The organism is Paenibacillus sp. PL91 (genome assembly GCF_012935325.2).
Lineage (GTDB): Bacteria > Bacillota > Bacilli > Paenibacillales > Paenibacillaceae > Pristimantibacillus.
The window spans coordinates 142,479-169,176 of the sequence record NZ_JABBYG020000007.1 but is presented as its reverse complement, the minus strand read 5'-3'; the positions used below and the strand labels follow the sequence as shown (position 1 = coordinate 169,176).

Below are 26,698 nucleotides of genomic sequence, written 5' to 3'. Positions count from 1 at the left end.
GCTCCATATACTTATCGGTCGCGATGATCCGCAAGCCGGTAGCCTGTGCCGCGTACCGTCACAATATATTTTGGAGATACGGCGCTGTCCTTTAGTTTTTTGCGCAAGCTCTTAATATGCGCGTCAACCAAGTTGCTGCCGCCATAGAATTGCAAGCCCCATACCGTATCAAGCAAAGACTCCCGCGTAAGGACAGAGCCGTCCGAGGACATGAAATGGAGCAGCAAATCATATTCCGTCTTCGTGAGCTCGATGCGCTGGCCGTCGCGATCCACTGTCATTTTCTTCAGATCGACCGTAATATCCTTGAACGAGCGAATATCGTCCATTGCTGCCTTCGCAGCGCCATTCGGCCGATTCAGCAGCATGCGGTTGATTTGCTTGATCGCTTGCTCCGGCTTAGCCGGCCACACAAGCAGCTCCGCCGCTCCAAGGGCGAAGGTACCGCGCGTATCATATGACTTCTGATCCAATAAAATCAGGACAGGAACGGCATGCATATCGGCAGATTCCAGCAATTCCGCCCCTGCCTGCAGCGTATTGCCGCTTGACGCGTGCACAACTGGAATCGCATCATAAACAAGCAGCTCCGGCTGCAGGCTTTGCAGCATGCTTTTGTTGAAATCATGCAGCGAAAACACATCGAAGCACTCGGACGACAACGCCACGAGTAAGCTCTTGACCCGTTCGGGCAGCGGACTAATAATCATGACTCGCTGGGTGAGCGAGCAAAGCATTCCGTTTTGAAGCAGCTCCTCCTCGGAAAGGCTTGCTGCATCGCTATTATTTGATGAAGTTCCTGCACTCAAGGCGGACTCGTCTTCTATGATGGTTGCATCGCTCTGCTCTAAGGAAGCCAGCCTATCTCTTGAAGCCTCGTCCTTTATGATTGCTTCGTCGCGCATGATTCGCAAACCCCCTCTAATACGACCTGTGCATGTTCAATCTTATACTTCGTTTCCAGCGCTACATGTTGCAGCCATTCGTTTGGCAATTCGACAAGCACCTCATCCACCCGGCCGCATACCATGCACACAATGTGCTGATGCTCGTCGGTCCGCGCATCATACCGGCTTACCGCCTCGCCTAGCTTGAGCTCGCTAATAAGTCCTGCATCGGTCAAATAGCGCAGCGAATTGTACACGGTACCGTAAGCAAAGTTGAAGCCTTTCGCGCGCAGCCGATCGATGACGTCCGCCGCCGTTGGGTGATCTGCAGCATGCTGCACCACTTCCAATATCGCTTTACGCTGTATCGTTAAGTTAATTTTGTTCATTAGAACATCAATCCTTCTATTAATGACTTTAGACTAAGTATAAATTCATATGCATAAATGGTCAACCTCAATGGTCTCTTTGCGTGCTCTGATCGCTCTGAACCGTCCATTAGCTAGGCTGTGAAAGCGTCGCAATTTTTTTGTCGAAATAAATAATCTGAATATTTACAAAATTCTAATAATGATGTATACTAAGCCTATCTTAAGCGAGAGGGGATAGCCCATTGAAGTAGGTTAGCGAAGCATGTCTCATTAAATCGGGAAGGAGTACCGAAGCGAATTTTGGACATGCGGGGACAATAGCGAAAGTGATGCAAACGACCATTTGGATGACAGGTACTTATGGAAGGAAAGGATTTGAAACAAATCGAAAGGATGTTGATCGAGGTCAAGAAGGATAGGATCGAAGTCGATAGGGTTTGTAACAAATTCGAAAGGACAAAGAAGAATTAAGGCAAGCAGCGGATTGGAGCGTTTGAATAAATTGAATAGTAGTTTCCCAAGCAGGTGAAGGGCTTCTGGTTATCATAGATAAGCAGAAGCCCTTCTTACGTCTGTCTACAGGATTGGACTGAGCAGTCTGGAGATCGATTCCTTGAAACGGTTCATAAGCGGACGCTTCCCATAAATTTCAACCGTAAGCTTCGTGCAATTTTCCATATCCGTCTCAAAAATCCGTTGCAGCTTAGCCGATGTCTGCGTATCATAGATAAATGCGTTCATCTCAAAGTTCAGCTTGAAGCTGCGGATATCGAGATTGGCTGTCCCAACGGATGCGATCTTGCCATCGATGACCAGCGTTTTCGCGTGAAGGAACCCTTTCTCGTATAAATAGCATTTGACCCCGCCTGCGAGAAGCTCGCCCAAATACGAATGTGTCGCCCAATACACGAAGAAATGATCCGGTTTGCTTGGCAGCATGATGCGCACATCGACTCCGGATAAGGAGGCAATCTTGAGCGCAGTCATTAAGCTTTCATCCGGCACAAAATAAGGCGTTTGCAGGCAAATTGTCTTTTTGGCGGCATAGATCATTTTGATATATGCATCCTTGATTTGCTGATATTCGGTATCCGGCCCGCTTGCGACCAGCTGCATGCCAATCGTGCCAATATCTTCGCTCATAATCGGAAAATACAAATCATTCAAAATAATTTTGCCGGAGGCAGCCAGATTCCAGTCCATTAGAAACTGCGCCTGCATTTGCAGCACCGCATTGCCCTGCACCCTCAAATGCGTATCTCTCCACTCGCCGAAATGCTCGTTCAACCCCAAATATTCGTCACCGATATTAAAGCCGCCGATATATCCGATCTGACCATCAATAATAACGAGCTTGCGATGATTGCGATAATTGATTTTCAAATTCAGGTAAGGAATTCGCGACGGGAAAAAAGCCGCTTCCTGGCCTCCGGCCGCGATCAGCTCTTGAAAATACCGCTTCGGCAAGCTGGAGCTTCCAATATGGTCATACAAAAACTTAACCTCAACGCCTTCTGCCGCTTTTTTGGCTAGCGCCTTCACCAGCCTTCTGCCAAGCTCATCGTCGCGGACAATATAATAAACGAGATGGATGTGATGCCGAGCGGCCTCGATATCCTTCAGCAGCGCGTCGAACTTCTGATTGCCCTCAGTGTAGATCTCAACCGCATTGTTGCTTGTGAATACCGCATAGCTCGTTTTCAGGCTCATATAGATCATATCCTGATAGTTGTGCATCGCCGGGTCATGAAATGAGATTTCACCGTCGCGGAGCTGGCGCATCTGCCTCTCTATCGTATGCTCGATGATGCGCTGGCTGTCGCCGAGAAGCTTATACAGCTTTCTTTTGCGTACCTTCTGCCCCAATATCAAATACATGACAAACCCGATAACGGGGATAAAGAAAAGCACCATTAGCCACGCCCATGTCGTACTCGCATTGCGTCTTTCGAGAAAAATGACGGTAACCGCCAAAAAAATGTTAAGAATCATAATAATCGCGTAAGTGTTTTGCATAATGGCCATTCGTATAATAAGCACCTCGATCTGATGTAAAAGCTAATGCGATCATACTCCAAGCACGATGTATGTTCAAGCCTCATTATATGCTACAATTCAAGCAGAAACGCCTAACGCTTCATTAAAGAGAATAAAGGTTCACCCTACTTTAAATATAAGCCAAAAGCAAAAGGCTGAAACCATAGCCTCATTTCTTATCAATAAAACTATAAGACCCCGCAGAATTGATACTGGAGGAACTACGATGGACATACGCAAATTTAGACTCGACGAGAAAGCGCTCAGTACCTATAGTGAAGAGCGCGACGAATATGAGCGCGATTATGCAAGGCTCATACAATCCCCCGCCTTTCGCCGCCTGCAAGGCAAATCGCAGGTTTTTGGCGCAGGTACGGGCGACTATTACCGGACTAGATTGACCCATTCGCTTGAAGTGTCCCAAATCGCGCGAGAGGTTGCACGCAGGCTAGGCAAGCAATATAGCTTCCTATCGCGCAAGGAGCATCCGGGGCTCGTATTGGACCCTGCGGTCGTTGAGATTGCCGCGCTTGCCCATGATCTCGGCCATCCGCCGTTTGGACATAAAGGCGAGGAAGTGCTTAATCATCTGCTTATGGAGGAATACGGCATTCCTTACGAGGGCAATGCCCAAAACTTTCGGGTATTGATGTTTCTGGAGAAGCGCGCAGGAAGCGGAAGCGGCCTTGATTTGACCGCCGCCGTCTTGCTCGCCGTTAACAAATATCCGTTCAGCCTTGATGAGCCCGGACGGCTCAAAGGCTTATACGGCTCCGAATGGGGTGAGATCGAGCAAATTCGCCAGTCTTGGAAAATGCCGATCGGCTGCTCGACGCTGGAAGCCCAGCTTATGGATCTTTGCGATGACATCGCATATTCGACACATGACATCGAGGACGGCATTCGTGCCGGCAAAATTCAAATGAACCGCACCTTCTTCGAGGACAACAGGCTCATTGACCACGTCGTTCAAGAAATCGTAGAGGACAAGGTCAATAACGGCATCGGCTGGGGCGGGGTCGATATTCCCGCCATGGTCAAACGCGTTCTCGTCTCTTATTTCGAGCAATGGGAGTCGCTGTACGTCAGCTGTGAACGCGAGCCTTCCCGCACGAGACGGGAAATGAAAGCGCGCTGGGTCAGTCTATTCGCAGGCAAGGTTGGCATTATTGACGATACTTCTCGCGGTTGGAAGAAGGTTACGTTCGTCAACAACGGACAGCAGGATATCGAATTGCTGCGGACGATGGAAATACTGAAGAAGCTCGCTTGGGTGACGCTCATCAAGGATTTCCGCGTACAGCGGCTGCAAATGCGCAGCGAGATTATGGTCCGCAGGCTTTGGGACAGCTTTAAGGTGCCTGACTCCGGCCGTCTCATCATTCCGCCGGATTGGATCGAGAATTATGAGCTCCACAAGAGCAAGTGGAGCTGGCCGCGCTTTGTCGCGGATTATATTTCAGGCATGACTGACGCGTACGCGGAGAAGGTCTACGCCGAGCTCTATGCTAGCAAGTCCGGCTCGATTTACGAGATGGATTAACAAGAGAAAGCGCAGCTTCGAATGAGTTGATCTCATTCGGGGCTGCGCTTTTTTTGAGAAAAGGACATTCATAAGCTGACCAGCAAGAACACTTTTAACCGCAGCCCCTGCTGTCATTCGCTCTTAGTCCCGTCCAGCATTTGCGCTAACCGCACCTGCGGACAAATCCGTAATGTAATCAAAGAAACGAACCGGATCAACGTCATAGACAAGGCTAACCGGACGACCATCCGAACGCTCTACCGTACGGCCTTGGCTAGGACCATCCTTGATGACGCCGCTGTGTACGGTCTTGATCTCTACCAGATCCGGGTTGCCGACAACAGCCGTCGTAAGCACATCCCATAGATAATAGGTCGAGTTGGTTTCCATGTAGACAAGCGGAGGACATGCCGCATAGCATTGCCCAACAAAGTCCAGACCCTCATGCTTCCGAAGCGAAGCCCATCTGTTGCGAACGTCCATCGTAAGCGGAACCTTATTCGTGCTCTCCAGCGCAACAAGCAGGATAGGTATGCTGCTTGCCCATACCCGGTGCACAGCCTCCGGGTCCCAGAAGGCGTTCCATTCCGCTGTACCGTCATGCTCAGGCTCTTGGACGTTGCCCCGTTCATTAAACGTGCCGCCCATCCAGACGAGCTTCTCAATCTTCGCTTCTACGTCCGGCGCTTCATCCAAAGCTCTTGCCAGATCGGTAAGCGGACCCGTAAACAGCAAGGTCACCTTCTCGTCAGAGCGGCGAAGCTGCTCGATCATATGCTGATGCGCCGGCAGCGCCGCAACCTTTGTGCGGATCGTACCCGACTCATTCAGAATCGGAAGCGCGTCTACAAAAAACGTATGCATCCGCCATTCAGCCGGAAACGGATTCACGCCGCGCGAATTCGACCTCGCGACCTCGATCGCCCCCGTCTTCGCCGGATTGCCGAAGCGATCGATGATTTTGCGGCTAGCCTTCTCGCCAGGCTCCAAATAGCCGTCAGCGGGAATAACCGATACGCCAAGCAGCTCTACGTCTTTCATTTGCAGCAAAAGAAATAACGATACTAGATCATCTACGCCAGCATCATGATTAAAATAAAGTTTAACTCCCATATGAATCCGTCCTCTCTGCGTATAAAACGATATATCGTTTGTCCATCCTATAAATAAGGAGGTGATTGGTCAATGGCTAAGGATGTGCTTTGCGAAGTGAATTCATGCAAGTACTGGGCAGCAGGAAATCACTGCGCAGCCTCTTCGATTTATGTTGTCAGCAACCGTGGCAAGCAAGCCAGCAACTCCGAGGAAACAGATTGCAAAACGTTTGAACCAAAGATCTAAACGAATGTCTTACCAATAGAACAGCAGCGCGAGCGCATGAAGCTAATTGACCTCATTCGTCAGTTACAGATGTCGCTTGCGCTGCTGCTATTGCTCCTTATTTTGTAACCGGAACCGCATCAAAATACTCCTCAAGCGTCTCTCCGCTCTCCGCAATCTCGGCAGCCAGATCCTTGCCTACATAACGTAGATGCCACGGCTCGTATTGATAGCCCGTTATTTCTTCCTTGCCCTCCGGATAACGGATGATAAATCCGTAATCATGCGCATGCTGCTCCAGCCACAGCGCTTCCTTCGTATCCGCAAAGCAATCAGCCGCCGCGCATTTGCCGTCACTGCCGGACACATCGATCGCCAGACCCGTCTCATGCTCGCTCGTCCCAGGAAAAGCGCTGTATGTTCTCGCCTTCTCTAGACCGTCTCTCTTCACATAACGATCAAACAGCGTTTTTTGCGTACTGTGCGAGCGATAAGCGGAAACGCCAGCCAGCAGAATGTTGTCACTCTCCGCTGCTCCAAACATCTTCTCAAGCGCCGTTGCCGCCTCTTGCCTCATTTTGCGCTTGTCCGCTTTTTCGGAAAATATAAAACGCACATCGGGATATACTAAATCTGATGGGTTATATTCCTCAGGGAGCTTATGCTGCTTGTTGACGAGCACCGCCATTTCCTCAGGCTTTGCGATAACAGCCATTCCATCCTCTGTCTGCCCGCCTTCTCCCGCTCCAGCGTCTTGACTCGGCTTATCTGTCGGCGAAGTAGCGGTACCCGCATTCGTGTCCGAGTCGCCAATAGCCGCATTTCCCTCAGCAGTCGCATCGCCATCTGGCTCTGAACCGGCATTGCCCGACACTTCCCCGCCGCTTTCGACCGCTCCATTCCCGGCAGCCTGCTTCGCCGGCAGCGTTTCCGAATCACCGGTTTTCAGAAAAGAGTAACCGATGACCATGGCGGCGCATACCATAACGAACAAAAGCAGCCTTTTTCTTCTTTTTTTCATGTTAAGCCTCCAGCTAATATTTTACATATATTTCATGTAATTATACTTGTATTCATGCTATCTCTAATAGCAGCTACCTAATAGACTACTAAAACCGCAGCAATGTTTCAATCTAATAGCTTGGTAATCATGTAACCAAATAGAAATAGAACAAAAACATGTATGAACTGCAATTTTGATTATTATAAGATTGGGCATGGAGGAGCCTTTTGCCTTTTGACATTCGACTATAATTAGGAGCATAATGGGATAAGAATTTACAGAACGCATATATATTATTATGAGCGGGCTGGCTGCCTCAGTGAGACGGCCTGTTTTTGCTGTGAAAGGTAGGCGGTTATATGACATTTTTAACTCCCAAACGACTGCTAAGCACTCGTCCCATCCTGTTTTTCTCGTTTATCATGCTGCTCAAGAGCTACCTAGCATGGATGGTCATTTTCGAGGATGGGTTTTCTTGGACAACAATTTTAAAAGAAATTCCGTTTGTTCTGATCGTGTACTGCCTCATTGAGTATTTTGCATCCAAGCGCAAGCTTATCTACTATTTGATAGCGAACCTATTAATGACTCTGATCCTATTCGCCGTCATTATGTATTATAAGTATTACGGCGTAATCGTGACTTATCTCGCGCTAGAACAGGTCAATCAGGTAACGGCGGTCAAAAACAGCGTATTCTCGTTGATGGACCCTTACTACCTGCTCATCTTTATTGATATTATTATTATGTCGGTTATATTGTTTCGTCCAAAGAAGGCGATTAATTGGAAGAAGGAAAGCTCCCGCAAAGAGAGCAAACGACTTGTCGTTGCGCTGTTTACCATTTCAATCGCGCTTTGCTTATTCAACATTTTGCCAAACCGCGCCAGCATGAATGAGATCGTTAAAGCGGAACAAATGGGTATTCTCAATTACGAGGCTTATATGATTTTCTCGAATAAAGATATCGACTTCGTCGATCCAAACCATATCACTCAAGCCAAAATCGATAGCGTCAAAAAAATCGGGCAGCCGGCGGCACCGCAGCTTTGGAAGACGGCATCCGGTAAAAACGTCATTATCATTCAAATGGAATCATTCCAAAACTTCCTCGTCAACCTGAAAATCGACGGGACAGAAATTACGCCGAACATTAATAAGCTCGTGAACGAAAACTATTATTTCAAACATTTCTACCAGCAGGTCGGCCAAGGCAACACCTCCGACGCTGAATTTGTCGTCAACACATCTTTCTACATTCCGCCGCGCGGCGCGGCAACGATGATCTACGCCGATAAAGAGCTTCCAAGCTTGCCGAAGATGCTGAAGGCCAATGGCTATGACACGACAACCTTCCATACGAATGTCGTCGAGTTCTGGAACCGCGGCGAGCTTTACAAGGCGCTTGGTTTCGACCGTTATTACGATCAGAAGTTTTTTGGCAATGAAGATGCCGTGTTCTTCGGAGCCTCTGACGAGCAGCTTTACAAGAAAACAGCAGCCGAGATGGACCGCATGAGCCAAAACGGCAAACCGTTCTACTCGCACGTTATTTCAATGACTGCGCATCATCCGTTTACGATTCCAGCGGATAAATACAAAATGACGCTTCCGGAACGTTACGAGAATACTTTTGTCGGCGATTATATCCGCGCCCAAAACTATGCCGACTTCGCGCTAGGCCAGTTCATTGCCGATTTGAAAGAACGCGGCATTTGGGATAACAGTCTGATTTTGCTCTACGGCGATCATCTCGGCCTTCCGATATACTCGCTGGACCGCGATGACAAAGAGCTTATGGCTGAAATTTACGGCCATGAATACAGCTATACCGATATGATCAACATCCCGCTTGTTGTCGCATCGACAGGCATAACAGAAGGAAAAGTATTTGATCAGCTCGGCGGTCAAGTCGATATTTTGCCAACGATTGCGAATATGCTCGGTATTTCCTTGGACGATCATATCCACTTTGGCCAAGATTTGTTCAATCAATCCTATAACGTGCTCCCACAGCGTTATTATCTCCCATCCGGCTCATTCTTAAGCAGCAAAGAGCTGTTTATGTCGGGCAGCGGCTACGAGGACGGCAAGCATTACTCGTTAGCCGGCGATGGCATTAAGGAGCAGGAGGCAACCGAGGATGAGTACCAGCGTGCGCTGGAGCTGCTCAACCTCTCCGACAGCTACGTAAGCCAATTGCCAAGCTGGAAGAAGGAATAAGCAACGATAAAAGGCTCACCTTGAAGCGCAATATGCTGCTTCAGGGTGAGCCTTCTTTTATTATATCTTAATCATTTAAATGCTTTTTACCGCCTCAAGCACTTCCTTGACATGCCCGTCTACGCTTACGCTGCGCCATTCCTTTGCAAGCTTGCCCTGCTCATCAATCAGGAAGGTGGAGCGCTCGATTCCCATAAACTCCTCGCCGTTCCAGCTGCGAAGCTTCCATACGCCAAACAGCTCGGAAACGGTATGCTCCGTATCTGACAGCAGCAGAAACGGCAGCTCATGCATACCCACGAACTCCTCATGGGAAGCCAAATCATCGGGGCTTATGCCGATAACCGCAGCATTATTTGTTCCGAATTCACCGTTAAAGTCGCGGAAATCGCAGGATTCCGTTGTGCAGCCAGGCGTCATATCGCGCGGGTAAAAATAAATAACGAGCTTCTTGCCTGCATAATCAGCCAGCTCAACATCCTTGCCGTTTGATGCTTGCAGCTTGAAATTTGGAACGAGATCACCTATTTTTAGTTGCTCACCCATTATGCATGCTCCTCTAATTTATATTTTCAATCGTCAAGCCTTGTTCATTCTTGCTGAAATACAGCTCTCCAGCCTCGCGTACGGTCACCCGCACCGGGAAGCTCTCTGCCGTTTTGTTCGTGAAGTGCCATCTTCTCCCCGTCGATACGACCAATAGCAAGCCATTATCGTCTCCGATCGGATTAAAGCTTTCATTGGTCGTCTTATAAGACATCAAGCCAAGCTTAGCCAAATGCCCCGCCGCTGCCGGGATGTCCGAAGTTGGAACGCCAATCTCGCTAATGCAAATGATGTCCTGCTTAGGATCAAATGGCCGCTCTACGCGATTGTTCATCGTATGGCGAGCGATCAGCTCCAAAATATTACCCGCCGGGTCTTCAAAATAAACAGAATGCGAGTTCCACGAGTCGCTGTACGACACGTCCTCTCCTGCCTCCGTGCCGATAGGAACCATCGCCTCGATCCATGCTTTAGCTTCCGGCAGCTTGTTCTCCGGGATCGTAAAAGCAAAGTGATAATAATGTTCCCCTTCACTTTGATCGTCCGTCTCCTGGAAGGTCAGCTCGCTCCAGCCGGCCTGTACCGTAAAGCTGCCCTCCTCGGATCGAATAACCGGAAACCCGAGAATGTCACGGTAGAAGGGCTGGAGGCTTGCCGCGTTCGCAGTTACTAGCACTAGCTTTTCAATAATCATTTTACACCTCGTTATGTTCAAAATACAAAGAGGATTGCGATACAAATGCTTTGTCCTCTTATTTGTCATCCTAGCATCTATATGCCAGCATGAACTGGGTAAGAGCAGCTTCAACATGCCAGCTTGACGTTCACGCTTGCCCTGCTTGAAACAGTCTTAGCGATGCTCTCTTTGTCGCAGCCAAAAATCATCGAACTGCTTCAGCAGCGTCTCTGCCGATATCGTATCCTGCAAAAATTGACGGCCAGCTATTGTACTCATTTTATAGTATTCGCTATATTTCGTATATTGGCTTGGCCTTTTCACGCCTCGATACCGAATAGGGTTGTTAGCCATCAGCATGTAAGGCGCATAGGGCCCGACCGAGTACTTCTCTGCACCTGGAGCGTCACTATAGATGGATACGACCCCTGTGGCATCGGTGAAGGCACGGTTATTCTCTAGCGATGACAGGTAGGAGATGAACGTCCACGCCTCCTCCTTATGCCTCGAATGCTGCGCGATTCCCCAGCCAGCCGCACCGACATTATAATGCGAAACGCCTTGGGGGCCTGTAGGCAAAGGCGCTGTTGCCCATTCGCTTTCCTTTAGCTTCTCTTGAATCATGGCAATAACGTCCGAATCCTGAATAAGCATGGCCGCTTTGCCGTCCACGAACGCTTTGACCTGCTCACGGAAGCCCCAATCGATCGAGGAGGGATGCGAGGTCTCCACATAGATTTTACGATACAGCTCAAGCGCCTCTGGAGAGCGCTCGCCTGCAAAGATCGTTGACCCGTCCGCATTGAACATGGAATCGTCGCTGCTAACTTGATTCCCATTATAGTCCTGTATAATGCTCGACAGCATGTTCGCCGCACCTAAGCCGCCACGAAAGGCAAAGCCGTATTGTTCCACTTCCGGTCTCGTAAGCTGCTTGCCAACAAAAAAAAGCTGTTCCCATGTTTCCGGCGTTTGAAGCGCTTTCGCATCAAACCAATCCTTACGATAGTATAGCTGCATCTGATAGAGGCTGCTCGGGATATAGTAGACATGATTTGCGACATCCCTTGCCATCATCCTGGCATTCTCGCTGAGCAGCGTAAAATTGCTCCATTTTGCGATATAGCTCTCTAAGCTTGCAAGAAGGCCCTGGGATACGTATTCGTGCACCGTAATGTCCCGCGCTTCTACAATGTCGACTATTTCTTTATTTTTGAGCATGGTTAGTATCGTCTCGTCAGCCGAATCATAATCCGGCGATACAAGCATGATATTGATCTCAGGATGCTCCTTTTCGAAATGTTCGATTAATTTTTCAAGCTGTTCTGTTCGCAGCGGAGTAGCCAAGCTTTGAACAACCTTTAGAGTGACTTTGCTCGGAGCGGTTGTCGGCTCTGTCTCCTCCGACCTCATTCCTATTTGCATACAGCCGCTTAAAAAAGAGACCATGATTATCAACGATAGCGGGTAAAGTGCTTTTCCAATTAGAATGAGCATCATCAAATCCCCCCGATTCAAAGTAAAGGCGAATAAGCGTACATTGCCATTACTTTATTTATCGGCTTCGAGCTCCGTAAACAATAACGATTTTGATTTATTTTTGCATTGCACAAAATAGGACGGATTCCATGATTGAGCCTAGTGGGATCTATTGCGCATTTAGCAAATGACGTACCGTCTCGTCGATGAGGCTGTCGTGCACGGTCGGATTATAATTCAAACGGTCATGATAGCTGATGAAAATACATCTTTTTTGCTGATCCACTTGTCTGAGCCGCCGCCAGCTTTCCTCCAGCTGATCACAATAGGCTTGAGTCGCATCTGCAGGTACGAGAAACAGAACGCTGCTGCAGCCTAATTCAGCAATATCGCTAAGCGAGGTCGTATCGAGAAAGCCGATCTGATGCGCCGACTTCGGCGATGCCATTTGCAAATCGTCATAAAAGAAGTCCTTCATCTTGCGACGGCGCGGGCCGAACATGCGGAAGCTTGTCTGTCCTGCATGCACGAGCAGGATTGGCTCATCGCCTAGACTGCTTTTGAGCTGAACGCGCGCGTTTTGAACCTTCATGTCATAGTAGGAAAGCCAGCGTTCCGCCACTGAGGATAGCCCAAGCGCCTCGCCAATGTCGATCAGCCGCTCCTTCCATGAGTAGGATTTCCAATCGAGCACCAAAACCGGCGCAATCGCGGAGCATGCCGCATGCATGTCCGACTCCAGCGGCCCCGCCAATATGAGCTCGGGCTTTGCTTCGCGCAGTTGCTGCAGCACTTTCTCCCGCTGAAGGTTGCCCATTTTGACAAAGGATGCACATGCCGTCATGCCTAAGGCTGATAGATCCCCATTAAAGACGGATACGAGCGTCGCTACCCGTCTCTTCGCCAGCAAAGCATATTCCGTTGGCGCTAGCCCCATTTGCTTCTTGAAGAGCCTGCTAAAGTAATACTCATCCGGATACCCCACGGAATGAGCGACATCAACGATCGAGGAGGACGTGCCTGAGAGCAGGCGCATCGAAGCATCCAGCCTTAGCTTAGTCATATATTTGAGCGGGCTTAAACCCGTATAGCTTCGGAATGCTTGATAAAACCGGCTTGAGCTCAACCCTGAGGATCTAGCCAGCTCCTCCATGTCGAGCGGGAGGTTGAATTGCTCGATCATAAACTGCTTCGTCTGCTCGACGAAGCTGATTAAGTCAGCCTCTGTCTCTCTCGGCTGCTGCACAACTTGAATCAGCGCAGCGACCATCGCATAAAGCTGTGATTGCAGCTGATAATACAAGGCTGCGTCACTTAAGCCGCAATCGCTTTGGAAATCCTGAATCCAACTTCTCGCTTGGGGCATTCTTAGCAGCTTTAGGCCTTTACTGTCTTTATAAGGAAGGAGCTCCGTAATATCTTCTGCTTCCTCGCTGCCCTCGCAGCGGAAACGGATAAGCACAACTTCCGCTTGCTGGATACCCGTATTATGCAGCGTGCATTCGCAATTCGGCGGAATGAGAAACAGCTCTCCGCCAACTGCTTTATTTGAGATGCGCAAATCTTGCTTCACTAGCGTAACCTTTACTTTCTGTTGAAGCACAAACGCGAAGCAGTGCTCGCGCCTATTCAGCAGTTGCAGCTGCTGTCCTGCCGAGAGCTTCGCTTCTTCCGTGCCTTTGTATGACATAATTCTGTAGCTTGCTGAATTCGGCTGCTGCGACACGCTCGCTCACATCCTTCGTTTTTTCATATTATTTTGTAAATTGTAAATAATAATAATAATCATTGTCAATGCTGTTAAAGAAACAAACGATTGTTAAGTATTGCAAACGATACATGAGTGCAACGCTTAGATCAGCCGATTAGGCATGATCTAGCTTGCGTTACTCGATATAATAAAGACCGAGGTGACTCTAAGGATGGATCAAGCCAACGAAGATGAGCGCCGTGACTTCGGCAAGCGATATTTCAGCCGAGGCGGTGTCAAATATGCTCTGCTGAAGCTGCTGGAGCAAGAGCCTATGCACGGCTATCAGATGATGAAGGCAATAGAGGAGCAATCAGGCGGCATGTACATCCCAAGCGCAGGCTCCATATATCCCACGCTGCAATTGCTCGTAGAACGCGGCTTAGCAGCTGTAAAGGACGAGGACAGCGGGAAAAAGGTGTATATGATTACCGAACAAGGCCGCACCGCCTTACCGTTGCTTCCTCCTGCAACGAAAACGGATGCCGCTCAGAATAGCCGTTATGCGCCTAAGGCCGAGCCGTTTCAAAATGATAAAATTCGCCTCAAGCTGGGACTGTCGAATGAATCTTATCGTCTGCTTAAATTGGTGAAACAAGCCGAGCAGGAAGCATCCGCCAGCATGGAGCGCAAGGAGAAGCTGCAGCGTCTGCTATGCGATCAGCATCAGCAGCTAAACGCGTTTTTAGCTTCGCGCGAGCAAGAAGGGGCAGCAGCGCGCGAGGCGATACTTACAGAAAAATGAATTTGGATTAGCCTCTACTTGGTTATACGTGCAATAGGACAAAAGGGATCGCCTTTAAAGTCTTTGTTAAGACTTAAGGCGATCCCTCTCTTTTAAATGAACGATTAATGCGTTGAATCATGCGAGACAAGCTGGCCCTTAAGCGTTTGACCGTCATGAACCCGATTATCTTGCTCAGCGCCCTGCTTACTCTGCATGAACGGCCACCAGTTGGCTGGTCCGAACGTGCGCACCATGACAGGAATAAACAATGGAAGCATCAGGAGCGCGTACATGAACAGCCCGCACAGCACGATCGTCGCGATTTGCAAGAGCGACATGACGCCTGAAGGCAGCATGGCTGCGAACGTCCCGCCAAGAATAACAGCAGCCGACATGATGACCGTACCCATGTTTTTCATCGCTTCCAGTATGGCTTCCTGCGGCGACAGATGACGGTATTCCTTAAAGCGGTCCATCAAGAAAATACTGTAGTCGATTCCGAGGGCAACCAGCATGACAAAACCGAAGAACGGCACTGCCCAGCTTATGCCCGATTGTCCAAGCAGCCTTACGAATATAACCTCCGCGATCGCCATCGAGGAGTAGAACGTCACAAGTAGCGATGCGATCATATACAGCGGCATTACGATTGAACGGAACAGGATGATCAGAATGATCGATATCCCGATCAGCATCAGAATAACTGTACGCGAGTAATCGGCGTTTGAGATGTTGCTTAAATCATGGTTCATGCTCGTTACGCCGCCGATGGCAACCTGCGCACCTTTGTACTCCGTGCCTTGAATGGCACGATTCACTGCTGCTTCTAGCCCATCGATTTGAGCCATCGTTTCCTGGGAATACGGGTTGCCGCTAAATACGACATCAAATTTAGCCGTTTGGCGGTCTTCAGACATATACACATTAAGCGCAGTTTGGAATTCCTCGTTCGCTATCGCTTCCTCTGGAATATACCAGCCAGTCATTTGCTTATTTGGCGATCCGGCAAGACCGTTCAAGTAACCGCCGGCTGATGTCAGCCCTTCCGTTACCTGCGATAAGCCGTCTACGCTTTGATCAAGCCCGCTCGTAAGCTCACCGAGCTGATCATTTAGCGATGCGAAGCCAGCCTGCAGCTCCTTCTGGCCATCCGACAGCTCATTAAAGCCCTGCGTTACGCTTGGCAGCTTCGAGACGATTTGACCTTGGCCTGCGGCTGCCTGCGCGATCCCCTTCTGGAGCTCAGCAAGCCCAGCTGCCAGCTTGCCTAGACCTGCTGCTAGCGCGGATTGCCCTTCCGTTGCTTGCAATAATCCGGCGTTGGCTTGGGTCATGCCTGCGGATAGCCCTGAAAGCTGTTCATTCAGCTGCGACAGCTGCCCGCTAATGCCTGCTGCCCCCGCTTGCAGCTGTCCAAGCGCACTAAGCGCTTGCTTGAAGTTCTCATCATCTTGCAGCTCAGGATAGCTCTCTTGCAGGCCGGATAGGCTCTGCTCTACGCCGGATAAACCGTCAGCCAGCTTCGCTTGCTCGGATGCGATGGCGCTATAAGCGCCCGTCAACTGACCAAGGCCTCCGCCTAGCTGCTCATAGCTGCTTAGCAATTTGCGGCTTGCGCCGGCTAACTGCTCTGCGCTAGCTTGTGCCTGCTTCAGGCCTTCGCTAAGCTCCCCGGCACCTGCTGAACCATCGTTCAGCCCCTGCTGAATTTGCTTCAGGCCTGCCCCTAGCTGTACGATACCCACTTTAAGCTCATTCGTGCCTTCGACAAGCTGACCAGCTCCATCCACCGCTTCGTTCAGCTTCGGCGCATTTTCGCTTAGCGCGCTGCTTGCCTCGGAGAGACCGTCCCCGATTTTGCCTAACCCTTCTCCGCTCTGGCCAAGTCCGTCCTCAAGCGTAACGACTTGATCGGATACGAGAAATTGCTCCATCACATCGCCTGTCGGACGAGTGGCGCTGCGGACTGCCTTAACGCCAGTCGTATTCGCAAGCTCGCGGCTCACTTGCTCCAAGGTTGCCAGCCCCTCAGGCGTATCCAGCGGCTTGTCGGTTTTGACAATGACCGTTGTCGGCAATGAATCGCCAGGACCGAAGCTATCCGAGATAATATTAAACGCCTTGACCGAATCGTACTTGTCGCCGATCTCATCAAGCGAGTTAAAGGAGATTGTGCCTTTGTAAGCGGTCAGGAAAGGAACGATGATAACCGCCAATATGATGAGTGCCCACACGGGGCGTTTCAATGAAAACTTGCCGACCGTGCCCCATAGCTTGCTAGGCTTGTGCTCCAATGAGCCCTTCGCCGGCCAAAACAGCTTCGTGCCAAGCACCGCCATAAAAAACGGCACGATCGTAAACAACGCGATAAGCAGGACCGCTACTCCCACGGCAACCGCGACCGCCGAGCGGTACAGCATAAACGTCGAGAAGCCAATAGCCGCAAAGCCGACTAGCACCGCTAAACCGGAAAATAATACGGTTTTGCCCGCTGTTCGGTAGGTCTGGATAATCGCTTCCGTCTTGTTGCCGCCGCGATGAGTAAGCTCTTCTTTAAAGCGGCTTATGAGCAGGATGCAATAGTCCGTTCCAATCCCGAACAATACGGCAACGAGAAAGATTTGCGTAAAGTTTGAGAGCGGAAAGTCCAAATATTCGACTAAATACGCAATCAACGATTGCGAGATTAAGTAAGTAAAACCAACCGCAACAAGCGGTACGAGCGGCGCGACGGCCGAACGGAAAACGACGAACAGGATAACTAGAATAAAGCCAAGCGTAATGAATTCCGTTTTCTTAAGCCCTTCCTGAGAGCTCTGCACGACATCCTCCGAAATGATCCAATTGCCAGTGTAATAATGCTCCACCTTTACATCGGAAATCGCCTCATAAAGACCGTCACGCAGCTCAGCAAGCTCCCGGTCTCCTGCCTCGACATTGACCAGCGCGAGGACCGTGCTGCCATCCTCCGATACCATCTGTTCCTCCAGCTCTTTGGTATCAAAGTGAGTGGTGACCGAAAGAACGCCGATGGCCTCACCTTCGCTTTTCAGCTTATCGATGCCGCTCTTCACGGCGGTTAAATCAGCGTCTGATAAGCCGCCTTCTTTGTGAAACACAAGCACGGTCGCCATACCGCTGCTCGCGCTGGCGCCGTCGTTCCCTCCGATGGCCTCCTCCAATTCACTTGCCATAGTCGAGGAATAACCGTCAGGAACATTAATTTGCCCCTTCGTGCGAACAAGCTCCTCCATGTTTGGCGCGCTGAGCATCAAGCCTGCCGCAGCAACCAGCCATAATGCAAGTACGAGCCATCTTAACTTCAGTACGGTTCTCATCTCTTTCCCTCCAATAAAATAGTACTAAGATTTCATCATTTCCCTTGCAAGCCTCTCGAATGTCGTAATAAAATCAAGCGCTTCTTGCTCGTCAAAATGTGTTATATATTTGGCTAGCAGCACGTGAATCTTGTCCTCCATCCCGTCACATACCCGGTAGCCTTCATCGGTAAGCGCCAAATAAATGACGCGGCGATCCTTTTCGTCAGGCAGCCTTTGGATCAAGTTTTTGCTAAATAACCGATTAATGATCGCAGTAATCGAGCTCTTGCCTACGCAAAATATATCTGCTAGCTCGGAAGAGGTGCTCTTTTCTCGCGTTCGCAAATAACGAATGACTGTAAATTGGTCAACGGTCAGATCTTGCGGCATCAACTCACGGATCATCGCGTTTAGTCTACGATTAACGACAAAATTGGCGGCTTCATAGCGATCGATGATTTGTTTTAATAACGCTCGATCCACACGGGTGTCCTCCTTCAAGCGCAGTCATCAAATGACCGCTAAATTAATTCTATTATAGAATAGTTTCACAATAGAACTATATCAAACAAATATGCCCAAAACAACGCATCAATTATGAATAGTTCGTGAACATATTTTGGAAATATATGCGGCAAAAAAGCGCTCTATGCGGTATCTGCCTTAGGGAAAAAAAGGATTATTGCTGATGTTGTCGAATATTAGGGAAAATAGGCGGTACACCGCAACTTTTGAGAAAGAGAGAATGTCCACGCCTACTATTAATCGTTTTTGTCACACTTTCAGGAGGCCGCAGGTGCGCAAACCATTCGATCAGCCACGCAACAAACAAATGACGATTGTTTTCGCATTTGCCATATGCATGCTTCTTGCATTAGCGGCCGAATCGAACCATTTTCATTTTTTATATGGCATCACTTATTCCTTCACGAGCCTGCTCGTGCTTCTTGGCATGCGCCTTTTTGGCTATTGGCCAGGTCTTTTGAACGCTGCAGTTGTCCTCGCCTTTGGTACGCTTCTGCATGAACAGCTTCCTTCCCATCTCATCCTATTTCTTGAAGCAGCCGTAGTCGGACTGCTCCTTCATAAATTTAAGAATCATCTGCTCGGGTTTGATGTCATGTTCTGGCTCCTAGTCGGAATTCCATCCCTCTATTGGTTCTACATCACCGAATCTACGCTCGCCTCCAAGGATTTGCTGCTTATAGCAAGCATCATCGCTATGAATGGCCTGATTAATGCTTTGTTTGCCGAGATGATCTATCAATATTTGCCTTTGCCAAAATGGAGCGGCATCTCCTTCGAAATGCGCCGTCCTAACTCATTCAGCAGAGTGCTGTTCCATTTCTCAATCGGAATCGTTTTCGTTTCATTTTTACTCAATATATTCATGAACAGCTTAAGCTCCTTTAAGGAAGTTAGCCTGTATGCCGAGCGGCTATCCGCGGCTGAAGCAGGACGCGTCTTAGAGGCATGGGACAATTGGTCGTTGCTGAGCACACACATGCTCGAGCGGGAGCATATTACCTTCTTTCAATACATGCTCGAAAGCACGCCCGAGGACATGCAGATATCGGTGACAAATTCAGCGCGTAAAATCGTTGCATCCACCCATTTGAGCGATATCGGTCAAATACTGAACATTTCCAAAGACAGTAAGGTCACGCCGGTTAGTCCAAAATTAGATTTAGCCATGCCTTACGTAAATAAGGATTCGCTGCATTGCCAAACGTGGCATGATGGAAAATTCGTATACACGGATACGATAGCTTCTGGCCAATGGCTCATATACGTTCAGATTCCGATCAAAAATTATCAAAACTATTTGTTTTCCAAATATTTTACTCATTTTGTTTATTTGATCGGGCTCGCCGTCTTTACCGCAATCGTAGCCTTTTTGATTAATCGCTGGCTCTCGCGCGGCTTAACGCAGCTAGCGGCAGCGACAACGAATTTGCCGCTGAAGCTAAAGCATATGAATACGATAGAATGGCCCGCCAGCAGTATCGTTGAAGTTCACTCGTTAATTACGAATTTCAAGCATATGTCGACCAACCTTGTTCATATGTTCCAGGAATCGCAAAAAAATAACGAGCGGCTTGAAGCGCAGGCCTTCATGCTCCAACAATCGGAGGAGCGGCTGCATCAGCTGGCCTATTTTGACATGCTGACCGGTCTGCCGAATCGTTTGCAGTTCTCGAATAATATTCAAGATATGTTCGCCAATCACGCCAACATACATAAATCGATCGCCGTTATGTACACGGATATCAATCGCTTTAAGCAAATTAATGATACGCTCGGCCATGCCTTTGGGGATATTTTGCTGCAAAAGGCAGCCAATCGCTTCGAGGGTGCCGTCATCGGCAATTGCTCCGTATTCCGACTGGGCGGCGACGAGTTCGTCATTGCAGGCTATTATGAGGATGAGGCCGAGCTTGCTGCTTACGCTCAAGCGGTCGTTGATTCGTTCAATGAGCCCTTTGCCATCGATGGAGCCTTGCTCTACTTGACCGTAAGTGTTGGCATTAGCGTATATCCGCAGGATGGCGACGATATGGACACCATTATCCGCAATGCCGATATCGCGATGTACAATGCCAAGGAGCAAGGCGACGGCTGCTATCGTTTCTTTATGCCAACGCTCGTCTCTGCTATGATAGAGCGAATGCAGCTTGAAAACGGCTTATACAATGCGCTTAAAGAAAATCAAATCTCCCTGCACTACCAGCCGAAAATAAATGCTGCTACCGGCGAGCTTTGCGGCATCGAGGCGCTTATACGCTGGAAGCATCCGGAGCTTGGGATGATCCCGCCGGATAAGTTTATTCCGCTCGCGGAGCAGTCCGGCTTTATCCTGGATATTGACAGCTGGGTGTTCCGAGAGGCATGCCGCCAAAACAAAGCGTGGCAGGATGCAGGCTTGCAGCGCATATGCGTTTCTGTAAATATATCAGCGAGACATTTTTACCAAGGCCAATTGTCAGAAATGATTGTTGGGGCACTAAAGGATACCGGTCTGGAGCCGCAATACGTCAGTTTAGAAATTACGGAGGGCGTATTCATGCGAAACCTGGATCAAGTCATCGAGACGATTCTGTATCTGCGAGGGCTTGGCATCCAAATTTCGATTGATGATTTCGGTACGGGCTACTCCTCCTTGAATCAGCTCCAGCGTTTGCCGATTTCTGACGTGAAGCTCGATCGCTCCTTTATTCAAGGCATTGTGGACGATGAGAAAAAATCGTCTATCGTCAAAGCGATTATCGAGCTCGTGCATAGCATGAACATGCGGGTAGTAGCGGAAGGTGTTGAGACCGCAGCCGAGTCGAAGTTCTGTACCGATCTGAACTGCGATGAGCTGCAGGGCTATTTATTCAGCAAGCCGCTGCCGCCGCAGGAGCTTGCGCTTATGCTCAAAAAAACCGGCTGATACAGAAATCAGGCTACATGCAAAAAGGAGCTGCCCTCCAAGGTCATAAACCTGGGGGCAGCTCCTTTTTTTACTTTTCCGTAGTAGTTATGCTGTTTCAGCTGACGAATCAGCTGTTTTTTCTGCTGCAGACTGCTCCTTGGAAGCGTCACGATCGCCGCGCGAGCCTTTGCCGCCCTCGCCTGGAACTGGCAGCTCGCCGTTCACATGCTTTGTCGCATGCTCGACTGCTTCAGCCAGCCTTGTGTCGTACTGCTCCTGTGTGATTGTTCCAGCAGCAAGCTGCTCAGCCAGCTTCGCCTTATGATCCTTAATTTGCAAATCGATAAGCGTCTGAACCGCTACACCCTTCTCTGTTGCGATGGCTGCGATCGTCTTGCCTGCTTGAAGCTCAACCTTTAGCGCATCCGCTGTCAAGCTAAGTGCCTCAGCAATCGCGTCCAAGCTTCGGCCGAATCCGCCTCCTCTACCGCCTTCGCCGCGCAGTGGCAGCACGCCGTTCACATGCTGAGTCGCCCGGTCGACCGCTTCCGCAAACGCTGAATCATACTGCTCCTGCGTGATCTCTCCGGCTGCCAGCTCTTCAGCCAGCTTCGTCTTCCGATCACTTACAAGTGCATCAATAACAACTTGTACATTAACGCCCTTCTCAGCTGCAATAGCGGCTAGCGTCTTGCCTGCCTCTTGCTCTGTCCTCAGCGCGTCCTCAGTTAGACCGAGCGCCGCAGCCGCAGCATCAAGATTTTTGCCAAACCCTCTATTCCCGCCGCCGTCATGCTTTCCTACGCCAAAGCCTTTGGAATCAAGCAGCTTCTCCGCTGTCGTGGACGAATCCGGCTTCGTTAGCTCTGCCTCGGAATCCAACTGCTTGTCCGTGTTCTCTTCTGTCGCTTCCAGCCACTCTACAAGCTTCGCCTTCAGCTCCGCTCTTGTCTTCCCTTGCTCCGCCGCAACCTCCGCGAGTGTCAACGTTTTGAGCTTAGTCTGAAGCGCTTCTTCTTCTAATCCTAAGTACGTCAGGAGCTGCTGCTGTATTTGTGCAAAGCCGTGTCCGAATCCGCCACGCTTGCCAGCGCGATCCTTCTTAGCTGAAGCATTCTCTGCTTGCGTGCCCTGCACCAGCTGCTTGTCGCTGCTGCTAGCCGTTGCGGCATTTACATATTGGCTCGCCCAAAGGCCTCCACCACCAAGTGCCAGCGTTAGTGCGATTGCACCTGCTGTCATTGCTTTTGTTTTCTTCATTGTGTCTTCCACCTTTCAATTTCGATTTGTTGTTACAAGACCTATCATAGCCTGGATTGCTTAAGCCTCCTTTAACGCCCGCTGAAAGTTGGCTGAATGTTGGATTAATGTGGTTATTTCCCTTTTATTAGATTCTTTATTTGAATACTTTTCTAACACCCGGCCAAGTATTTTTCTAATAGATGTTTGTTATTCTTAATGAGGATTATTCAGTTGAAATTGTATGGATTTGGATTATTTGATTCATCTACATTTTTCGACAGTATTCGACGATATACAACATAACATATTAAAAAGAGGTGTACCTGAATGTTGCGAATCAAAGACAAAAGCTTAGTCCTAACCAGTTCGATTGTATTAGCGCTTCTTTTAGTTATTGTTATTGGCGTTACACAGTATTTATCTTACAACACGCAGAAAAAATCGTACTTGGCCGAAATCGAACGGATAGGCGAAACGCTCAGCTATCAAATAGAGGCGGGCCACGATCTGCTTACGTATGGCTATAATGAGGTATCCGCAGGCAATACCGCAACAAATGAAACGTTCGAGCTGCTCAAGCTGCAGTTGGACGTCATGATTAAAAACGACATCATCGCCAACGCTTATGTATATATGCCTGATGTGGTAGAACGGGAAGGCAAAAAAAGCCTAGTCATCATGCAAAGCAACGAGGATCTCTTTGCCGCGGGTCTCGGACCTGGCGCTGAATACGAAATGGATCCCGCATTTGCCGCTAAAGTGGATGAGGCATTCGAGAAAGGCTCGGCTTTGACTGATGTAGTCGTAGATGAATATGGTCAATGGATCTCCTATTTAGCTAGACTTAAAGATCCGAGCGGCAAGGTGATTGGCTTGTTCGGCGTCGATGTCGAATACGGGCAGATCAATAAGGCTTTGGATGCTATGCTCTGGAAAAGCATTGGAATTTCATCTCTTCTTTCCGTTATCGCCATTCTTATTATCGTCGTACTGATTCGAATGACGCTAAAGCCGCTCAAGCGTCTGGCTGAAGTATCATCGCTCGCGGCGAAAGGCGATTTGACGCTCTCCGTTCCCGTCAAAGGCGGCAACGAGATTGCCCAGGTCTCATCCGCTTTTAACGATATGATCGCAAGCCTGCGCCTGCTTACGGGCAATATCCGCACCACATCAGGCGAGCTTGCAGACTCGGCTTCCAATATGCAACAAAGCGCGGAGCAAACCTCGCGGGCGACTGAAGAGGTAACCGAGGCTATCCAAGAGGTTGCTTCCGGCTCCGAAACGCAGCTTCAAAGCTTCCAGGAATGCCAGCGCGCTATGACCGAAATGACGATCGGCATTCAACGGATTGCCGAATCCTCCTCCTCTGTATCCGAGCTTGCTGCTGATACGACAGCGCTCGCTTCTGAAGGCGAGGCCGTCATTGATCAGACGCTGCAGCAGATGCAGTCTATTGAATCCAATGTAGCAGCTACCGTAACCACCTTGCATGAGTTGAAGGAGCAAAGCGACAATATCGGCTCCATTCTAGCCATGATTGGCGATGTCGCAAACCAGACGAACCTGCTTGCGCTAAACGCCTCCATTGAAGCGGCGCGCGCAGGCGAGCATGGCAAAGGCTTCGCAGTCGTCGCCCATGAAATTCGCAAGCTTGCTGAGCGCTCGAAGGAATCATCGGAACAAATAGGCGAGATTCTTTACAGCATCGGAAGCCATACATCATCGGCAGTATCATCCATGGAGCAATCGGTTGAAGCCGCACGGGTCGGTTCAACTATTTCGAGCCAAGCCGGCGAGTCATTCCGCGCCATTGTCTCGTCCATCCGCGAAGTATCCAGCCAGGTCCAGGAGGTATCGGCCGCTTCGGAGCAAATGTCGGCTGGCAGTGAGCAAATCGCAGCCTCGCTGGACGAGCTGGAGACGATAACGGCAAGCGCCTCAGGCAATTCGCAGCGCGTCGCTGCCGCATCCGAAGAGCAGCTTGCCTCCATGCAGGAGGTCGCCAGCTCCTCCGAGCAGCTGCGCAATTTGGCAGCAAGCTTGAACGAGGCTGTCGGCCGCTTCAAAACCTAACGCCTCTTTAAAGCATAAAACGGCTAAGCAGGAATCACTCCCGCTTAGCCGTTTTATTTATTTCTATGCCGGTAAAGCTGCGCCTAATTGCAGCTGGTACATGGCGTAATACTTGCCCTTATGCTCCATTAGCTCATCATGGTTGCCGCGTTCCACTATGACGCCGCGATCAAGCACGAGTATCTGATCGGCATTTCGGATCGTCGACAGACGATGCGCGATAACGAATGTCGTGCGGCCCTTCTTCAGCACATCAAGCGCCTTTTGAATAATCGCTTCCGTCTCGGTATCGATGCTTGCTGTCGCTTCATCGAGAATCAGGATCGCCGGATCATAAGCGAGCGCTCTCGCGAACGAGATCAGCTGCCGCTGGCCGGCAGACAACGTGCTTCCCTTCTCGATAACAGGCGCATCGATGCCGCCAGTCAACTGGCTGAACATTTCATAGGCTCCTACATCACGGAGCGACTGCTCGATCTTCTCCCGGCTAATCGCCGGATTATCCAAGCTAATGTTGGATGCGATCGTTCCGGTGAACAGGAACGGATCCTGCAGCACGATACCCATATGCTGACGAAGCAGCTGCTTCGGAATATCCTGCACATCCGTGCCGTCTACGATGATCTTGCCCTCGTTCGAATCATAGAAACGGAACAGCAGATTGAGAATGGAGCTCTTGCCGGAGCCGGTATGGCCGACTAGCGCTACGGTCTGGCCTTGTCGAGCGTGGAAGGAAATATGCTTCAGCACGTATTCATCCTTTTTGTAAGCAAACGAAACGTCCTCGAACTTGACATCGCCCTTATAGCGCTCCATCTTGCCCGGCACAACATCGATTCCTTCCTCATCCATCAGCTTGAATACGCGCTCTGCGGATACGCGGGCCGTCTCCAAATTGGACAGCTGGTTCACGATTCCGACAATTGGCGCAAACATCCGGTTCATATAATCCACGAATGCGTAGAGCACGCCGACCGATACGGCCGCGCGGAGCGAATCGCCCCAGAACATCCAAATGACGATAAGAAACAAAATGTTTCGGATAACGTTTACCAGATTATGCGACGTAATCGAATTAAGGCTGAGGAGCTTATTTTGATACTTGTAATAATACTCGTTCATTTCCTCGAATTCCTTCGTCGTCTCCTTCTGGCGGCGGAACGCCTGAATGATCGTCATCCCTTGAATCGACTCATTAATCATGCCGTTAATTTCACTCAGCTTCGACCGAATAATCCGGTTGTACCGCGCAGCAAATTTCCGGTAAACAATAATCCAAACGATCAGTATAGGCACCAGCGGCAGCGCGATAAGCGCTAAGCGCACATCCAATAGGAACAACGCTCCATAAATCGCAACCATATAAATGATGCCTGTGAAAAAATTAGCCAGCACCGCGACATAAAGCTCGCGAATCGCTTCCGTATCGTTAGTTACGCGCGAGACAACCTGCCCTGCCGACAAATTGTCGTAATAGTTCACAGGCAGCCGCTGCGTATGCGCGAAAATATCGGTACGCATCTTGCGAACGATGCGGTTGGCCGACGTTTGCAGCATAAGCCGCTGTCCATAAGTGAATACCGCAACGAGCAGCAAAAATCCGAAATACATAAACGCCAGCTTCATTAATGAAGGAAACTCCGGCTTATAGAAGGAATATAGCTCCTGCTTGCTCAGCTTCGTGACCGGGTAAGAAACGATTTCTCCCGTATCCTTGTTCGTCACATGGAGGGTATTCCCCTCTACGACACGTTTGCCATCCTCGGACTTAAGCGCCCCGTCCAGCCAATAAAATTGGCGTCCGACCTGAAGCACGCGAACCTCTTTGCCCTTCTGCTCCCCAGCGCCAGCGGCAAAGTGATCCTCTCGCTTATACCATTTATCTTTATAAAGAACCGCAAAGTCTTGCTTTGCCTCGACCTCATGCCACTTTTTCTCGATACCGAGAATGTTTTGGTCAATCATCCGTTTTGCAATCAATGGTCCTGCAAGCTCTGCGCATACCGCAAGCACTAGCAGCAGCAGCGCAATCAGAATCGGTTTTTTATAAAGCATGGCGTATTGAAACAATCGTTTTCCTGTATTGCCCATTGTCCTTCACGCCT

At 49.5% G+C, this 26,698-nt stretch carries 19 protein-coding genes; 6 read left to right on the top strand and 13 right to left on the bottom strand.

What is annotated here, in order from left to right; genetic code table 11:
* Positions 1-11: 11 nt before the first annotated feature.
* The 3 genes from HI950_RS17710 to cls form a co-directional block, all read right to left on the bottom strand.
* Positions 12-905, bottom strand: coding sequence for a winged helix-turn-helix transcriptional regulator (locus HI950_RS17710; protein ID WP_169084372.1), 894 nt, complete (start codon positions 903-905; stop codon positions 12-14).
* Positions 884-1,276 (bottom strand): Fur family transcriptional regulator, encoded by a 393-nt coding sequence (locus HI950_RS17705; RefSeq protein ID WP_169084370.1) that lies wholly within the window; start codon positions 1,274-1,276, stop codon positions 884-886. The genes HI950_RS17710 and HI950_RS17705 overlap by 22 nt, the downstream gene beginning before the upstream one ends.
* Positions 1,277-1,834: 558 nt before the next feature.
* A complete protein-coding gene (gene cls / locus HI950_RS17700; protein ID WP_169084368.1) occupies positions 1,835-3,283 on the bottom strand; it encodes a cardiolipin synthase in 1,449 nt (482 codons plus the stop codon).
* A 238-nt stretch (positions 3,284-3,521) separates the two neighbouring features.
* Between cls and HI950_RS17695 the strand changes: the two genes are divergently transcribed.
* Entirely contained in the window at positions 3,522-4,838 is a 1,317-nt protein-coding gene (locus HI950_RS17695) for a deoxyguanosinetriphosphate triphosphohydrolase family protein (protein ID WP_169084366.1), read from the top strand.
* Between the two features lie 123 nt (positions 4,839-4,961).
* Here the strand turns inward: HI950_RS17695 and HI950_RS17690 are convergent, their stop codons facing one another.
* The gene (locus HI950_RS17690) at positions 4,962-5,933 is read right to left on the bottom strand and encodes a nucleoside hydrolase (protein ID WP_169084364.1); all 972 of its coding nucleotides are present in this window, start codon (positions 5,931-5,933) and stop codon (positions 4,962-4,964) included.
* Between the two features lie 72 nt (positions 5,934-6,005).
* On the opposite strand from HI950_RS17690, the gene HI950_RS17685 reads away from it, so the two are divergent.
* Entirely contained in the window at positions 6,006-6,161 is a 156-nt protein-coding gene (locus HI950_RS17685; protein ID WP_169084362.1) for a DUF1540 domain-containing protein, read from the top strand.
* Between the two features lie 97 nt (positions 6,162-6,258).
* Here HI950_RS17685 and HI950_RS17680 read toward each other — a convergent pair whose 3' ends face one another.
* Positions 6,259-7,161, bottom strand: a complete 903-nt coding sequence (locus HI950_RS17680) for a M15 family metallopeptidase (protein ID WP_169084360.1) — start codon at positions 7,159-7,161, stop codon at positions 6,259-6,261.
* A 341-nt stretch (positions 7,162-7,502) separates the two neighbouring features.
* On the opposite strand from HI950_RS17680, the gene HI950_RS17675 reads away from it, so the two are divergent.
* Positions 7,503-9,365, top strand: coding sequence for an LTA synthase family protein (locus HI950_RS17675; protein WP_169084358.1), 1,863 nt, complete (start codon positions 7,503-7,505; stop codon positions 9,363-9,365).
* 75 nt (positions 9,366-9,440) lie between these two features.
* Here HI950_RS17675 and bcp read toward each other — a convergent pair whose 3' ends face one another.
* The 4 genes from bcp to HI950_RS36740 all read right to left on the bottom strand — a co-directional run bounded on the left by bcp (position 9,441) and on the right by HI950_RS36740 (position 13,792).
* Positions 9,441-9,911: a thioredoxin-dependent thiol peroxidase gene (bcp, locus tag HI950_RS17670; RefSeq protein WP_169084356.1), complete on the bottom strand. Its 471-nt coding sequence runs from the start codon at positions 9,909-9,911 to the stop codon at positions 9,441-9,443.
* 13 nt (positions 9,912-9,924) lie between these two features.
* Positions 9,925-10,605 carry a VOC family protein gene (locus HI950_RS17665; protein WP_169084354.1) on the bottom strand — a complete coding sequence of 227 codons (681 nt, stop codon included), beginning with the start codon at positions 10,603-10,605 and terminating at the stop codon, positions 9,925-9,927.
* Between the two features lie 156 nt (positions 10,606-10,761).
* Positions 10,762-12,087 carry an ABC transporter substrate-binding protein gene (locus HI950_RS17660; RefSeq protein WP_169084352.1) on the bottom strand — a complete coding sequence of 442 codons (1,326 nt, stop codon included), beginning with the start codon at positions 12,085-12,087 and terminating at the stop codon, positions 10,762-10,764.
* 148 nt (positions 12,088-12,235) lie between these two features.
* Complete coding sequence (locus HI950_RS36740; protein WP_169084350.1) at positions 12,236-13,792, bottom strand: helix-turn-helix domain-containing protein; 1,557 nt, start codon at positions 13,790-13,792, stop codon at positions 12,236-12,238.
* A 196-nt stretch (positions 13,793-13,988) separates the two neighbouring features.
* Here HI950_RS36740 and HI950_RS17650 point away from each other — a divergent pair, with 196 nt between their 5' ends.
* Complete coding sequence (locus tag HI950_RS17650; protein ID WP_169084348.1) at positions 13,989-14,561, top strand: PadR family transcriptional regulator; 573 nt, start codon at positions 13,989-13,991, stop codon at positions 14,559-14,561.
* Between the two features lie 104 nt (positions 14,562-14,665).
* Here the strand turns inward: HI950_RS17650 and HI950_RS17645 are convergent, their stop codons facing one another.
* A complete protein-coding gene (locus tag HI950_RS17645) occupies positions 14,666-17,881 on the bottom strand; it encodes an MMPL family transporter (RefSeq protein WP_169084346.1) in 3,216 nt (1,071 codons plus the stop codon).
* Positions 17,882-17,905: 24 nt separating this feature from the next.
* On the bottom strand, positions 17,906-18,346 hold the full coding sequence (locus HI950_RS17640; protein WP_169084344.1) for a MarR family winged helix-turn-helix transcriptional regulator: 441 nt from the start codon (positions 18,344-18,346) through the stop codon (positions 17,906-17,908).
* A 313-nt stretch (positions 18,347-18,659) separates the two neighbouring features.
* Between HI950_RS17640 and HI950_RS36735 the strand changes: the two genes are divergently transcribed.
* On the top strand, positions 18,660-21,296 hold the full coding sequence (locus HI950_RS36735; protein WP_169084342.1) for an EAL domain-containing protein: 2,637 nt from the start codon (positions 18,660-18,662) through the stop codon (positions 21,294-21,296).
* Between the two features lie 87 nt (positions 21,297-21,383).
* Here HI950_RS36735 and HI950_RS17630 read toward each other — a convergent pair whose 3' ends face one another.
* A complete protein-coding gene (locus tag HI950_RS17630; protein WP_169084340.1) occupies positions 21,384-22,538 on the bottom strand; it encodes an SHOCT domain-containing protein in 1,155 nt (384 codons plus the stop codon).
* A gap of 309 nt (positions 22,539-22,847) precedes the next feature.
* Here HI950_RS17630 and HI950_RS17625 point away from each other — a divergent pair, with 309 nt between their 5' ends.
* Entirely contained in the window at positions 22,848-24,593 is a 1,746-nt protein-coding gene (locus HI950_RS17625; protein ID WP_169084338.1) for a methyl-accepting chemotaxis protein, read from the top strand.
* Between the two features lie 63 nt (positions 24,594-24,656).
* On the opposite strand, the gene HI950_RS17620 is transcribed toward HI950_RS17625, so the two are convergent.
* On the bottom strand, positions 24,657-26,684 hold the full coding sequence (locus tag HI950_RS17620; RefSeq protein WP_169084336.1) for an ABC transporter ATP-binding protein: 2,028 nt from the start codon (positions 26,682-26,684) through the stop codon (positions 24,657-24,659).
* Between the last annotated feature and the right edge of the window lie 14 nt (positions 26,685-26,698).